At 38.8% G+C, this 14,257-nt stretch carries 13 protein-coding genes; 12 read left to right on the top strand and 1 reads right to left on the bottom strand.

What is annotated here, in order from left to right; translation table 11 throughout:
- Positions 1-93: 93 nt before the first annotated feature.
- On the bottom strand, positions 94-663 hold the full coding sequence (locus tag ACLNCP_RS06840) for a CYTH domain-containing protein (protein WP_218493461.1): 570 nt from the start codon (positions 661-663) through the stop codon (positions 94-96).
- A 128-nt stretch (positions 664-791) separates the two neighbouring features.
- Between ACLNCP_RS06840 and ACLNCP_RS06835 the strand changes: the two genes are divergently transcribed.
- The 12 genes from ACLNCP_RS06835 (at position 792) to ACLNCP_RS06780 (ending at position 14,243) form a co-directional block, all read left to right on the top strand.
- Positions 792-1,463, top strand: a complete 672-nt coding sequence (locus ACLNCP_RS06835; protein ID WP_000171692.1) for a GTP pyrophosphokinase — start codon at positions 792-794, stop codon at positions 1,461-1,463.
- Positions 1,447-2,265 carry an NAD kinase gene (locus tag ACLNCP_RS06830; RefSeq protein WP_000799056.1) on the top strand — a complete coding sequence of 273 codons (819 nt, stop codon included), beginning with the start codon at positions 1,447-1,449 and terminating at the stop codon, positions 2,263-2,265. The genes ACLNCP_RS06835 and ACLNCP_RS06830 overlap by 17 nt, the downstream gene beginning before the upstream one ends.
- On the top strand, positions 2,262-3,158 hold the full coding sequence (locus ACLNCP_RS06825) for an RluA family pseudouridine synthase (protein ID WP_424844223.1): 897 nt from the start codon (positions 2,262-2,264) through the stop codon (positions 3,156-3,158). The genes ACLNCP_RS06830 and ACLNCP_RS06825 overlap by 4 nt, the downstream gene beginning before the upstream one ends.
- Positions 3,159-3,201: 43 nt before the next feature.
- Positions 3,202-4,176 (top strand): phosphate acetyltransferase, encoded by a 975-nt coding sequence (gene pta, locus ACLNCP_RS06820; protein ID WP_000451571.1) that lies wholly within the window; start codon positions 3,202-3,204, stop codon positions 4,174-4,176.
- 188 nt (positions 4,177-4,364) lie between these two features.
- Positions 4,365-5,540 carry an A/G-specific adenine glycosylase gene (gene mutY, locus ACLNCP_RS06815; protein ID WP_424844222.1) on the top strand — a complete coding sequence of 392 codons (1,176 nt, stop codon included), beginning with the start codon at positions 4,365-4,367 and terminating at the stop codon, positions 5,538-5,540.
- A gap of 55 nt (positions 5,541-5,595) precedes the next feature.
- On the top strand, positions 5,596-6,303 hold the full coding sequence (gene yycF, locus ACLNCP_RS06810; RefSeq protein ID WP_000722072.1) for a response regulator YycF: 708 nt from the start codon (positions 5,596-5,598) through the stop codon (positions 6,301-6,303).
- Entirely contained in the window at positions 6,296-7,654 is a 1,359-nt protein-coding gene (gene vicK, locus ACLNCP_RS06805) for a cell wall metabolism sensor histidine kinase VicK (protein ID WP_424844221.1), read from the top strand. Before yycF ends, vicK begins: the two co-directional genes overlap by 8 nt.
- On the top strand, positions 7,647-8,456 hold the full coding sequence (locus tag ACLNCP_RS06800) for an MBL fold metallo-hydrolase (RefSeq protein WP_000004960.1): 810 nt from the start codon (positions 7,647-7,649) through the stop codon (positions 8,454-8,456). Before vicK ends, ACLNCP_RS06800 begins: the two co-directional genes overlap by 8 nt.
- Positions 8,457-8,546: 90 nt before the next feature.
- Positions 8,547-8,789 (top strand): type II toxin-antitoxin system RelB family antitoxin, encoded by a 243-nt coding sequence (gene relB, locus ACLNCP_RS06795; RefSeq protein WP_000208079.1) that lies wholly within the window; start codon positions 8,547-8,549, stop codon positions 8,787-8,789.
- A gap of 1 nt (position 8,790) precedes the next feature.
- Positions 8,791-9,045, top strand: a complete 255-nt coding sequence (locus ACLNCP_RS06790) for a type II toxin-antitoxin system RelE family toxin (protein WP_004239453.1) — start codon at positions 8,791-8,793, stop codon at positions 9,043-9,045.
- Between the two features lie 75 nt (positions 9,046-9,120).
- Positions 9,121-10,992 carry an Eco57I restriction-modification methylase domain-containing protein gene (locus ACLNCP_RS06785; RefSeq protein WP_424844220.1) on the top strand — a complete coding sequence of 624 codons (1,872 nt, stop codon included), beginning with the start codon at positions 9,121-9,123 and terminating at the stop codon, positions 10,990-10,992.
- Complete coding sequence (locus ACLNCP_RS06780; protein ID WP_424844219.1) at positions 10,989-14,243, top strand: DEAD/DEAH box helicase family protein; 3,255 nt, start codon at positions 10,989-10,991, stop codon at positions 14,241-14,243. Before ACLNCP_RS06785 ends, ACLNCP_RS06780 begins: the two co-directional genes overlap by 4 nt.
- Positions 14,244-14,257 lie beyond the last annotated feature (14 nt).

The raw sequence follows: 14,257 nt of genomic DNA, 5'->3' as shown, positions 1-14,257 counted from the left end.
ACTTTATAAAACCGAGTTATATCTGCTTTACATATATGAACTAGGTTTTGTGTATTTTTATCTTTTCTATTTTACCAAAAAATAGAGATTATTTCAGCTATTTTTCATGCTTTTGACAAATCGAACCAATTTTGAAGGAGCTTTTTGGTAAGCAATCTGATTTTTCTCTAAAAATTGCTGGAAATCTTGCTTTCCTTGCTCGTGATTTTCCACCTCAAGCTCTAATTCGTAATCTGTAATATCAAAGTACTGACTTTCATCCAGTGCCATGAGGCCAATTGGTGTTTGCATTTCATAGCGAAGAGTTGTTAGACAACCAAGAACCTGCCATTTTTTACTTTGGATACCATGTTTAGCCAATTCATCCAGCACCAGTCCCTGAGGAAGTTCTTTCTTGCACAGGTAGTTTTCAGCATCTTTTAGTTCCAATTTTTGGTTGTACTCCATGTTTCCAACACTTTGCGGGACTTTGAGTGTCAATTCTGCCCAGTCTTCAAAAGTTCGAATGCGCATAGCAACCTTCTTTTCTCGCAGTTCAAAATCAGGCGTGTCGATGTAGTAATTTTTTTGAAGAACAGGAGTGACACCTGTGAACTGGTCTTTTAGACGATCATATTCATCTTTTTTCAGGAGTGTTTTCAATTCAATTTCTAAATGTTTCATTTTTCTTACCTTTTCTTTATCGTTGAAAGCGGATTTATGGTATAATAAGCATTGTATTTATTGTATATGAATCTGGAGAAAAAATCAAAGATATTTTTGAAGGATAATATGAGAACAAGGGAGAATATATGACCTTAGAATGGGAAGAATTTCTAGATCCTTACATTCAAGCTGTTGGTGAGTTAAAGATTAAACTACGTGGTATTCGGAAGCAATATCGTAAGCAAAATAGGCATTCTCCGATTGAGTTTGTGACTGGCCGAGTCAAGCCAATTGAGAGCATCAGGGAAAAAATGGCTCGGCGTGGCATTACTTATGCGACCTTAGAGCACGATTTGCAAGATATTGCTGGTTTGCGTGTGATGGTTCAGTTTGTAGATGACGTCAAGGAAGTAGTGGAGATTTTGCGCAAGCGTCAGGATATGCGGATCATACAGGAGCGAGATTACATTACTCATCGAAAAGCATCAGGCTATCGTTCCTATCATGTGGTAGTAGAATATACGGTTGACACTATCAATGGTGCTAAAACCATTTTGGCGGAAATTCAAATACGTACCTTGGCCATGAATTTCTGGGCAACGATAGAACATTCTCTCAACTACAAGTACCAAGGGGATTTCCCAGAGGAGATAAAGAAGCGACTGGAAATTACAGCCAAGATTGCTCATCAGTTGGATGAAGAAATGGGTAAAATTCGAGATGATATCCAGGAAGCCCAGGCACTTTTTGATCCTTTGAGTAGAAAATTAAATGATGGTGTAGGAAACAGTGACGATACAGATGAAGAATACAGGTAAAAGAATTGACCTGATAGCTAATAGAAAACCGCAGAGTCAAAGGGTTTTGTATGAATTGCGAGATCGTTTGAAGAGAAATCAGTTTATACTCAATGATACCAATCCAGATATCGTTATTTCCATCGGTGGGGATGGTATGCTCTTGTCGGCCTTTCATAAGTACGAAAACCAGCTTGACAAGGTCCGCTTCATTGGTGTTCACACTGGACATTTGGGCTTCTATACGGACTACCGTGATTTTGAGTTGGATAAGCTAGTGACTAATTTGCAGCTAGATACCGGAGCAAGAGTCTCTTACCCTGTTCTAAATGTGAAGGTCTTTCTTGAAAATGGTGAAGTGAAGATTTTCAGAGCATTAAATGAAGCCAGCATCCGCAGGTCTGATCGAACCATGGTGGCGGATGTTGTGATTAACGGTGTCCACTTTGAACGTTTTCGTGGAGATGGGCTAACAGTTTCGACACCGACTGGTAGTACAGCCTATAACAAATCACTTGGTGGAGCTGTTTTACACCCTACCATTGAAGCTTTGCAATTAACGGAAATTGCTAGTCTTAATAATCGTGTCTATCGAACCTTGGGTTCATCTATTATTGTTCCTAAGAAGGATAAGATTGAACTCATTCCAACGAGAAACGATTACCATACCATTTCGGTTGACAATAGCGTTTATTCTTTCCGTAATATTGAGCGTATTGAGTATCAAATCGACCATCATAAGATTCACTTTGTCGCATCACCGAGCCATACCAGTTTCTGGAATCGTGTTAAGGACGCTTTTATCGGCGAGGTGGATGAATGAGGTTTGAATTTATCGCAGATGAGCATGTCAAGGTTAAGACCTTCTTAAAAAAGCACGAGGTTTCTAAGGGGCTACTAGCTAAGATTAAGTTTCGAGGCGGAGCTATTCTGGTCAATGATCAACCACAAAATGCAACGTATCTATTGGATATTGGAGACCACGTTACCATTGATATTCCTGCTGAGGAAGGCTTTGAAACTCTAGAAGCTATCGAGAGACCATTAGACATTCTCTATGAGGATGACCATTTTCTAGTCTTAAACAAACCCTATGGAGTGGCTTCTATTCCTAGTGTCAATCACTCCAATACCATTGCCAATTTTATCAAGGGTTACTACGTCAAGAAAAACTATGAAAATCAGCAGGTTCACATTGTGACTAGGCTCGATAGGGACACTTCTGGCTTGATGCTCTTTGCTAAGCACGGCTATGCCCATGCACGATTAGACAAGCAGTTGCAGAAGAAATCTATCGAGAAACGCTACTTTGCCTTGGTTAAAGGTGATGGATATTTGGAATCAAAGGGTGAAATTATTGCTCCGATTGCGCGTGATGAAGACTCTATTATTATCAGACGCGTAGCTAAAGGTGGAAAGTATGCTCATACTTCTTACAAGATTGTAGCATCTTATGGGAATATTCATTTGGTAGACATTCGCCTGCACACTGGTCGAACCCACCAAATCCGAGTCCATTTTTCTTATATTGGTTTTCCTTTATTGGGAGATGATTTGTACGGTGGTAGTCTGGACGACGGCATCCAACGTCAGGCCCTGCATTGCCATTACCTATCTTTTTATCATCCTTTTCTAGAGCAAGACTTGCAGTTAGAAAGTCCCTTGCCGGATGATTTTAGCAACCTTATTACTCAGTTATCAACTAATACTCTATAAAAACTATTTCAGAGTATAATTATTATCTTAAAGGAGAAAACTCATGGAAGTTTTTGAAAGTCTCAAAGCCAACTTGGTTGGTAAAAATGCTCGTATCGTTCTCCCTGAAGGGGAAGAACCTCGTATTCTTCAAGCGACTAAACGCCTGGTAAAAGAAACAGAAGTGATTCCTGTTTTGCTTGGAAATCCTGAAAAAATTAAAATTTATCTTGAAATCGAAGGTATTGAGGACGGTTATGAAGTCATCGACCCTCAACACTACGATAAATTTGAAGAAATGGTTGCTGCTTTAGTGGAGCGTCGCAAGGGCAAAATGTCTGAAGAAGATGCACGCAAGGTTTTGGTTGAAGATGTCAACTATTTTGGTGTTATGTTGGTTTACTTGGGCTTGGTTGATGGAATGGTGTCAGGAGCGATTCACTCAACAGCTTCAACAGTTCGTCCAGCTCTTCAAATCATCAAAACTCGTCCAAATGTAACTCGTACTTCAGGTGCCTTCCTCATGGTTCGTGGTACGGAGCGTTACCTCTTTGGGGACTGTGCCATCAATATCAATCCAGACGCTGAAGCCTTGGCTGAAATTGCAATCAACTCAGCAATTACAGCTAAGATGTTTGGAATCGAGCCTAAAATTGCTATGCTAAGCTATTCTACTAAGGGTTCAGGTTTTGGTGAAAGTGTTGATAAGGTTGTAGAAGCAACTAAAATTGCTCACGACTTGCGTCCTGACCTTGAAATAGATGGGGAATTGCAATTTGATGCAGCCTTTGTTCCTGAAACTGCAGCTCTGAAAGCTCCTGGAAGTACGGTAGCTGGTCAAGCAAATGTCTTCATCTTCCCAGGTATCGAGGCAGGAAATATCGGTTACAAGATGGCAGAACGCCTTGGTGGCTTTGCGGCTGTAGGACCTGTTTTGCAAGGTTTGAACAAGCCAGTTAACGACCTTTCTCGTGGATGTAATGCAGATGATGTTTACAAGTTGACCCTTATCACAGCAGCCCAAGCTGTTCATCAATAAGATTTAGTCCTCTTTCCTTTGGGAAGAGGCTTTTTATACTCAATGAAAATCAAAGAGCAAACTAGGAAACTAGCCGCAGGCTGTACTTGAGTACGGCAAGGCGACGTTGACGTGGTTTGAATTTGATTTTCGAAGAGTACTAATACTAGGAAAAGGACAGTTAGAATCTTCTGTGTTATACTAGAGATATGTTAGATTTGAAAGAATACGGTATCGTCATGTGGCCGGAGGAGAAGATCATTTCTTTCCGTGAGAAACTTCTCGCTTGGTATGATGAAAACAAAAGAGATTTACCGTGGCGTAGAAGTAAAAATCCTTATCATATCTGGGTGTCTGAAATTATGCTCCAGCAAACTAGGGTGGATACGGTTATCCCTTATTACGAACGATTCTTGGACTGGTTTCCAACAGTAGAAAGTTTGGCGAATGCGCCTGAAGAGCGTTTGTTGAAGGCTTGGGAAGGTTTGGGTTATTATTCTCGAGTTCGTAATTTACAGGCTGCAGCCCAGCAGATTATGACTGATTTTGGTGGTCAATTTCCAAACACCTATGAAGGAATTTCCAGCTTGAAAGGAATTGGACCTTACACAGCAGGAGCGATTTCCAGTATTGCTTTTAACTTGCAAGAGCCAGCTGTAGATGGTAATGTCATGCGTGTTTTGGCACGTCTATTTGAAGTTAATCACGATATTGGGATTCCAAGTAATCGTAAAATTTTTCAGGCAATGATGGAAATCTTGATTGACCCAGAAAGGCCTGGTGACTTTAATCAAGCTTTGATGGACTTAGGATCTGATATTGAGGCGCCTGTAAATCCCAGACCAGAAGAAAGCCCAGTTAAGGACTTTAGTGCGGCATATCAGAATGGCACAATGGACCGTTATCCAATTAAGGCTCCCAAGAAAAAGCCTGTTCCAATTTATCTTAAAGCCTTGGTGGTCAAAAATACTCAGGGACAATTTTTACTTGAAAAAAATGAAAGTGAAAAGCTATTGGCAGGTTTTTGGCATTTCCCCTTGATAGAAGTTGATAACTTTTCGCAAGGAGAGCAGTTTGACCTCTTTCATCAGGTTGCAGAAGAAAGCGTGAACTTTGGTCCCAGTCCAGAAGAGAGTTTCCAGCAGGACTATGACCTAGATGTTGATTGGCTTGATATTTATTTTGAGACTGTCAAGCATATCTTTAGTCATCGCAAGTGGCATGTTCAAATTGTAGCAGGCCAGGTGACTGACTTTCATAACTTTTCAGATAGGGAAGTTCGCTGGCTTTCACCAGAAGAGTTTAAGAATTACCCACTTGCCAAACCCCAACAAAAAATCTGGCAGGCTTATGCACAAGCCAACTTAGACAATAGCAAAGACTAGCTATTGTGTCTTCTTGTTATTTTTTTGATATAATAGTAGAGAAAAAGGTGAACAAATGAAAAAAATATTAATTGTAGATGATGAAAAACCAATCTCGGATATTATCAAGTTTAATATGACCAAGGAAGGTTACGAGGTTGTAACTGCTTTTAATGGTCGTGAAGCACTAGAACAATTTGAAGCAGAGCAACCGGATATTATTATTCTGGATTTGATGCTTCCAGAAATTGATGGTTTAGAAGTTGCTAAGACCATTCGCAAGACAAGTAGTGTGCCTATTATCATGCTTTCTGCTAAAGACAGTGAATTTGATAAGGTTATTGGTTTAGAGCTTGGAGCGGATGACTATGTAACCAAACCCTTCTCAAATCGTGAGTTGCAGGCGCGTGTTAAAGCTCTTCTTCGTCGTACGGACTTGGTTTCTGTAGATAATCAAGAGTCAGATGAAAAGAAAACCCAACCCTTGCAAATTGGGGACTTGGAGATTGTACCAGATGCTTATGTAGCTAAAAAATACGGTGAAGAACTAGACTTAACCCACCGTGAATTTGAGCTTTTGTATCACTTGGCTTCTCATATTGGTCAAGTGATTACCCGTGAACACTTGCTTGAAACGGTCTGGGGTTATGATTATTTCGGAGATGTTCGGACTGTTGACGTAACTATCAGACGTTTGCGTGAGAAGATTGAAGATACACCAAGTCGTCCAGAGTACATCCTAACACGTCGCGGTGTTGGTTATTATATGAGAAATAATGATTGAATTTATTAGAAAAAATATTCTTGCTAGTGATTTTATCTTCATTTTAATTTTATTGGGTTTTATCTTGATTGTTACCTTGCTTTTGCTAGAAAATCGGCGAGATAATATTCGGTTGAAGCAAATTAATCAAAAGGTGAAAGACCTGATTGCAGGAGACTATTCTCAGGTATTGGATATGCAGGGAAGCTCTGAAATCACTAATATTACCAATAATCTCAATGATTTATCAGAAGTAATCCGTTTGACTCAAGAAAATCTGGAACAAGAGAGTAAACGATTACATAGTATCCTCTCTTATATGACGGACGGAGTCCTTGCGACCAATCGTCGTGGTAAGATTACTATGATTAATGACATGGCTAAGAAACAGCTAGGTGTTCAGAAGGAAGATGTTCTCAATAAAAGTATTCTAGAATTACTTAAGATTGAAGATGAGTATGAACTTCGTGATTTGATTACCCAAGTTCCTGAACTCATGATTGATTCTCAGGATGCCAATGGTGAGTATCTGAGCCTTCGTGTACGCTTCGCCTTGGTGCGTCGTGAGTCTGGATTTATCTCAGGTTTGGTAGCTGTTTTGCATGATACGACGGAGCAGGAGAAGGAAGAACGCGAACGAAGACTCTTTGTTTCCAACGTTAGTCATGAGTTACGGACGCCTCTGACTAGTGTAAAATCCTATCTTGAAGCCTTGGATGAGGGAGCCTTGTCAGAACCTGTTGCACCAGACTTTATCAAGGTGTCTCTAGACGAAACCAACCGTATGATGCGGATGGTGACAGACCTTCTCCATCTTTCTCGAATTGATAATGCAACTAGTCACCTAGATGTGGAACTGATTAACTTCACAGCCTTTATTACCTTTATTCTTAACCGCTTTGATAAGATGAGGGGATCAGACGAAGAAAAGAAATATGAATTGGTTAGAGATTATCCGATTACGTCTGTCTGGATTGAAATTGATACAGACAAGATGACGCAGGTGATTGATAATATTCTCAACAATGCCATTAAATATTCTCCAGATGGTGGAAAAATCACAGTGACCATGAAGACGACTGATGATCAGATGATTTTATCCATCTCAGACCAAGGATTGGGTATTCCTAAGCAGGATTTGCCACGTATCTTTGACCGTTTCTACCGTGTGGATCGTGCTAGAAGCCGTGCTCAAGGTGGAACAGGGCTAGGACTGTCTATCGCTAAAGAAATTATCAAACAACATAATGGTTTTATTTGGGCCAAGAGTATATATGGTAAGGGATCAACCTTTACCATTGTGCTCCCTTATGATAAGGATGCAGTGAAGGAAGAAGTATGGGAGGACGAAATAGAAGACCAGAATGAGTGAAACAGGCTTTAAATACAGTATTTTAGCGTCGGGTTCCAGTGGAAATTCCTTTTATCTGGAAACGCCAAAAAAGAAACTTTTAGTGGATGCAGGCTTATCTGGTAAGAAAATCACCAGCCTACTTGCTGAAATAAATCGCAAGCCAGAAGACTTGGATGCCATTTTGATTACCCATGAGCATTCAGACCATATCCATGGAGTCGGTGTGTTGGCTCGCAAGTATGGTATGGATCTTTACGCCAATGAAAAGACCTGGCAGGCTATGGAAAATAGCAAGTATCTTGGCAAGGTGGATTCTTCGCAAAAGCATATCTTTGAAATGGGCAAAACAAAAACCTTTGGAGATATCGACATCGAGAGTTTTGGTGTAAGTCATGATGCAGTCGCACCGCAGTTCTATCGCTTTATGAAGGATGACAAGAGTTTTGTCCTTTTGACAGATACAGGTTATGTTAGTGACCGTATGGCAGGAATTGTCGAGAATGCAGATGGCTATCTTATCGAGTCCAACCATGATGTAGAGATTTTGCGAGCAGGTTCTTACGCTTGGCGACTCAAACAACGAATCCTATCGGATCTGGGTCACCTTTCTAACGAGGACGGTGCTGAAGCTATGATTCGTACCTTGGGAAACCGCACTAAGAAAATCTACCTTGGTCATTTATCTAAGGAGAACAATATCAAGGAACTGGCTCATATGACCATGGTAAATCAGTTGGCTCAAGCTGATCTTGGAGTTGGGATAGACTTTAAGGTATATGATACCTCACCAGATACCGCAACACCATTGACAGATATATAGAAAGAACGCTAAGAAGGTGTTCTTTTTATATTGACTGAACACCTAAAAAGTAATACAATGGTGTTACTATTAAAAAAGGGAGTGCAAAAGATGACTACTATTACATTAAAAGTTTCTGAAGCTGATAAAACATTTATGAAAGCAATGGCTAAGTTTGAAGGGGTTTCCCTGTCGGAACTTATCCGCACCAAAACTCTTGAAGCTCTAGAAGATGAATACGATGCTCGTGTGGCAGATTTAGCCTATCAAGAGTATTTAGAAGACTTGGAAAAAGGAGTTGAACCCATTACTTGGGAAGAAATGATGCATGATTTAGGCTTGGAGGATGAATAATTTGTATAAATTAGTTCCAACAAGACGTTTCATCAAGCAATTGAAAAAATTGGATCGTTATACGCAGAAGATAATTACAAACTATTTACAAACCAATGTTTTGGAAGACCCAAGACGACACGGAAAGGCTTTGGTTGGTAATCGCGTTGGTCAATGGCGCTATAGAATTGGTAATTATCGAGTTATCGTACAAATTGTAGATGATGAATTAGTCATTGCTACTTTAGAAGTTGGTCATCGGAGAGATATTTATTGAATTACTTTTTTCCAAGTAAATTTTCATTCTTTAAAATATGATATAATAGGGCTTACAATATAAGAGAGGTTGCTTATGACAATAGATATTAGTGAAGAAAGTTTATCTAAAGAATCGGCTGACTTATTAAAAATTCTTTTAAAAGATCGAACGACCAAGAAAAATATTGTTTGGGCGACACATTCTTATGAATTGTTAGGGAAGGGATTTGCTCCAAGTGATCGTATCAATCCAAGTAAGGTGACGGGAACCTATGCAAACTTGATTCAACCCAGATCAGAAAAGTCTAAGTATGAGCAAAAAGACCGAACTAAGATTAGAGCCGAAGTTTTTACGCCAACTTGGTTAGTTGAAAAGCAAAATGGTTACGTTGAAGCTGAACTTGAAACTCTGAATCTTGAAGATTATATCCAAGTGCGCTGGCTAGAAATTACCTGTGGTGAAGCACCTTATATGGTTACTCGCTATGATACAGTGACTGGTGAGGAGATTCCATTATCTGAGCGAGTTGGTTTTGTTGATAGAAAATTGCAGCGCATTAGTCGTGAAGTCTTAGATGAAGCCACCTTCTATGAACTTGTAAAAAAAGCTTATCGAGCTTCTTATGGCTATGAGTATCAAGGAGATTCTCTGCTTTTGGCGCGTGAAAATCTTTTAGCAACATTTGAGGACTACTATCTTGCAAAGACTGGAAATCAACCGACCTTAGAGCAGAAGAAAGAGATTGCAACCATCATCTCTTACAATGTCTTTCAGATGGATGGACTGAAAAAAAACAGTCCTTATTCAGCTAGCCAAGGGCAATCTCAACAGTTAAGCTTGTTTTCCGATGAGCTGGAAGTAGAACAAGCAGAAGAATCTAAAACCCAAATCAAAGACTGGAAAAAGAATAAAATGATAGGTTTTGAGCGCCTATCTAGTGAGGAAAGTGAAATGAAATTTGATGTCGTGATAGGAAATCCGCCATATCAGGAAACAGGAGAAGCTAGGGATGAACCAGTTTATCACTTTTTTATTGATGAAGCTATTAAAATCGCAGATAAATCGATACTAATCACTCCAGCAAGATTTTTATTTAAAGCTGGTCAAACCCCTAAAAATTGGATGGAAAAGATGCTTGAAGACAAGCATTTAAAAGTTCAATTCTATGAACTTAAAAGCGGTAAAGTATTTACAGGAACGGATATAAAGGGTGGAGTAGCAATAACTTATCGTGATGCTGATAAAGATTTGGGACCAATCGGAGTATTTACTATTTTTGAATCTTTGAATAGTATTGTAAAAAAAATCGAAAAACATCCAGACTTTAAAACTTTTTCTGATTTAGTTTATCCTCAAGGTATTTATAGATTTTCAAATCAACTTTTTTCTGATTATCCAAATGCTGAAAATCTGCAAGGAAAAGGGACAAAAAATAAAATTGTTTCGAAATCACTAACTCAGTTAGATTTTGTTTTCAAAAACAAAGAAGAAAAAGACCATGTTGCTCTACTTGGAAGAATTGGTTCCGAACGTGTTTATCGATATATTAATAAAAAATATTTAGATTTACCGGAAACATTCGAAAATTATAATGTTTTTGTACCAGAAGCTAATGGAAGTGGTGCCTTAGGTGAAGTATTATCAACACCCCTAATCGGGGAACCCCTAATCGGGCATACAGATACTTTTTTATCTATTGGTAATTTTAAAACAAAATTTGAAGCCGATGCTTGTATTAAATTTATTAAAACTAAATTCGCTAGAGTATTATTAGGTGTTTTGAAAGTTACTCAGCATAACTCACGCAAAACTTGGTATTACGTTCCACTCCAAGACTTCACGGTCAATTCGGACATTGATTGGACGCAATCAGTGGCTGATATTGACCGCCAGCTCTATCAAAAATATGATCTTTCTCCTGAAGAAATTGCTTTTATTGAGACTCATGTAAGGGAGATGGATTGATGGTAGAAATTAAAACTTCTAAAGAGATTCATCCTAAAATCTATGCCTACACCACTCCTACAGTAACTAGTAATGAGGGATGGATTAAAATTGGTTATACAGAGCGTGATGTCACGCAACGGATTAAAGAACAAACGCATACTGCTCATATAGATACGGATGTCTTATGGACTGGGGATGCAGCCTATACGGAAGAACCTGATAAGGGAAAGACTTTTAAGGACCATGATTTCCACCATTTCCTTTCGTTCCATGATGTGGAACGTCGCCCTAAGACGGAATGGTTTTACTTTAATGGGACACCTGAGAAATCTAAAAATCTTTTTGATAAGTTTGTTCAGCATGATTTGTCTGGTTATCAGCCTGGTCAAGGACAGGACTATACTCTGCGGCAAGAGCAGGAAGAAGCAGTTGCTAAGACCTTAGCTTATTTCAAGAATTATCCAGGAGGTAAGTTCCTCTGGAATGCCAAGCCACGCTTTGGTAAAACCTTATCTACCTACGACCTAGCTCGACGAATGGATGCTGTCAATGTCCTAATCGTAACTAACAGACCTGCAATAGCTAACTCATGGTATGATGATTTTGAAACATTCATAGCAGGTCAAACGACTTACAAGTTTGTTTCAGAATCAGACAGTCTTAAAAATCGGCCAACCTTGTCACGAAAAGAATTTGTTGGTATTTTAGATGACGATGTAAAACAACTTGCTTTTATCAGTCTCCAAGACTTGAAAGGATCTGCTTATCTAGGTGGAGAGCATAACAAACTTAAATGGGTTACAGATCTCCACTGGGATTTATTGGTTATCGATGAGGCTCACGAAGGAGTTGATACCTTCAAGACAGATCAAGCTTTTAATAATATCCGTCGAAACTTTACATTACACCTTTCTGGAACTCCATTTAAAGCATTGGCAAAGGGAGAGTTTACCGAGGAGCAGATTTACAACTGGTCTTATGCGGATGAACAGTCTGCTAAATCGACTTGGTCTTCTGAGCAAGAAGAGGAAAATCCATATGAGAGCTTGCCTCAATTAAATCTCTTTACCTATCAAATGTCTCAGATGATTGGTGAGGAGTTAGAAAAAGGGGCTCAACTTGATGGAGAGAATATCGACTATGCTTTTGACTTGAGTGAATTTTTCGCTACAGATGATAAAGGGAAATTTATCCATGAGCAAGATGTCAGAAATTGGCTAAATACTCTATCAAGCAATGAAAAGTATCCATTTTCAACCAAAGAACTTCGTAATGAACTCAAGCATACTTTTTGGCTGTTAGAACGTGTAGCCTCAGCTAAAGCTTTAAAAGCACTACTAGAAGAACACGCAATTTATGAAAACTATGAGATTGTTCTAGCTGCAGGTGATGGACGTATGTCCGAAGAAGACGATAAAGTCAAACTCAAATCCTTAGATTTGGTTAGAAAGGCGATAGCGGAGAATGACAAAACTATTACCCTATCCGTCGGTCAGTTGACGACAGGGGTTACCATCCCTGAATGGACAGGGGTATTGATGTTATCAAACTTAAAATCACCCGCCCTTTATATGCAGGCTGCTTTCCGTGCTCAAAATCCATACTCATGGAGTGATAAGAAAGGAAATCACTTCCGCAAAGAAAGAGCTTATGTATTTGACTTTGCTCCAGAAAGAACCTTAATTCTCTTTGATGAGTTTGCGAATAACTTATCACTTGCAACTGCAGGAGGTGGAGGAACTTCAGCAACTCGCGAAGAAAACATTAGAGAATTACTAAATTTCTTCCCTGTCATAGCAGAAGACCGTGCTGGTAAGATGGTTGAAATTGATGCTAAGGCAGTTCTAACCATTCCTCGCCAGATAAAAGCTAGAGAAGTTCTTAAACGAGGCTTTATGTCCAATCTATTATTTGATAATATCAGCGGTATTTTCCAAGCTAGTCAAACAGTTCTAGACATTTTAAATGAACTCCCAGTTGAAAAGGAAGGGAAGTTACAAACATCTTCTGAACTATTAGACTTTTCAGATGTTACAGTAGATGATGAGGGCAATGAAGTAGTTGACCATGAAATTGTAGTTAATCAGCAAATGCGACTTTTTGGTGAAAAAGTCTATGGACTTAGTCAATCTGTGACAGATTTGTTCACTAAGGATGAGGACAGAACTCAAAAACAGCTGGTTAATGATTTGAGCAAGACAGTTTCTTCAGTGATTGTAGAAGATTTGAAAGGTGAATACAACCTAAAAACTCGAGAAACAGATCAAATCAAGAAGCAAATTACAGCAACATTTGAGAATGAAATTCGAAAAAATGATATCGAAAGAAAAATTTCTGAAGCTCATATCAGGGAAGAATTGCAACAACAAATCAATGAAGCAGTTGATAAGGAGCAAAAGGATAAGATTCAAGAAGATTTTGATAAACGTTTAGAAGAAAACAATCTTATTCACAAGGAAAAACTAGAGCAAACACTTAAAAAAGAAGTGGAAAAAATGCCTGAGAAGTTTATTGAACAGGTTGAGATAAAACGTGTTGAGCAGTTGAAACAATCAGCTCAAGATGAGATTCGTGACCATCTTCGTGGATTTGCACGAACCATCCCAAGTTTTATTATGGCTTATGGTGATCAAACTCTAACACTTGATAATTTTGATACCTTTGTTCCTGAGCATGTTTTCTTTGAAGTGACTGGTATTACGATTGATCAATTTCGTTATTTGAGAGATGGTGGACCAGATTTTGCAGGACATCTCTTTGATCGAGCAACATTTGATGAAGCAATCCAAGAATTTCTTCGTAAGAAAGAGGAATTGGCAGATTATTTTAAAGATCAAAAAGAAGATATCTTTGACTATATTCCACCGCAGAAAACTAACCAGATTTTCACTCCTAAACGAGTGGTGAAGAGAATGGTGGATGACCTTGAAAAAGAAAGTCCAGGTATCTTTGATGATCCATCTAAGACATTTATTGATTTGTACATGAAGTCAGGACTCTATATTGCTGAACTTGTTAAGCGACTATATAATAGCGAAGGTTTGAAAGATGCTTTTCCAAATTCTGAGGAACGCTTAAAACATATCTTGGAAAATCAAGTTTATGGATTTGCACCTTCAGAGATTATCTATAATATCTCGACTAATTTTATCTTTGGAAATCTCTCTCAAGATATCAGTAGAAAGAACTTTGTTCTAGAAGATACTATTCCTGCTGCTAAAGAAGGTAGGATTCAGGAGTTGGTTGATTCCTATTTTGAAAATAATTAAAAAGAAGGCGAATG

Source organism: Streptococcus sp. CL6.35 (genome assembly GCF_049737915.1).
In the GTDB taxonomy this organism is placed as follows: domain Bacteria; phylum Bacillota; class Bacilli; order Lactobacillales; family Streptococcaceae; genus Streptococcus.
Note: the sequence above shows the minus strand (reverse complement) of the source record. Positions and strands in the feature narration are given on the sequence as shown.

Bases quoted from the DNA above. Each gene is read 5' to 3' on its own strand.
- ACLNCP_RS06840 (WP_218493461.1), bottom strand. From the start codon at position 663: ATGAAACATTTAGAAATTGAATTGAAAACACTCCTGAAAAAAGATGAA.
- yycF (WP_000722072.1), top strand. From the start codon at position 5,596: ATGAAAAAAATATTAATTGTAGATGATGAAAAACCAATCTCGGATATT.
- ACLNCP_RS06825 (WP_424844223.1), top strand. From the start codon at position 2,262: ATGAGGTTTGAATTTATCGCAGATGAGCATGTCAAGGTTAAGACCTTC.
- ACLNCP_RS06785 (WP_424844220.1), top strand. From the start codon at position 9,121: ATGACAATAGATATTAGTGAAGAAAGTTTATCTAAAGAATCGGCTGAC.
- mutY (WP_424844222.1), top strand. From the start codon at position 4,365: ATGTTAGATTTGAAAGAATACGGTATCGTCATGTGGCCGGAGGAGAAG.
- ACLNCP_RS06835 (WP_000171692.1), top strand. From the start codon at position 792: ATGACCTTAGAATGGGAAGAATTTCTAGATCCTTACATTCAAGCTGTT.
- vicK (WP_424844221.1), top strand. From the start codon at position 6,296: ATGATTGAATTTATTAGAAAAAATATTCTTGCTAGTGATTTTATCTTC.
- pta (WP_000451571.1), top strand. From the start codon at position 3,202: ATGGAAGTTTTTGAAAGTCTCAAAGCCAACTTGGTTGGTAAAAATGCT.
- ACLNCP_RS06830 (WP_000799056.1), top strand. From the start codon at position 1,447: ATGAAGAATACAGGTAAAAGAATTGACCTGATAGCTAATAGAAAACCG.
- ACLNCP_RS06800 (WP_000004960.1), top strand. From the start codon at position 7,647: ATGAGTGAAACAGGCTTTAAATACAGTATTTTAGCGTCGGGTTCCAGT.
- relB (WP_000208079.1), top strand. From the start codon at position 8,547: ATGACTACTATTACATTAAAAGTTTCTGAAGCTGATAAAACATTTATG.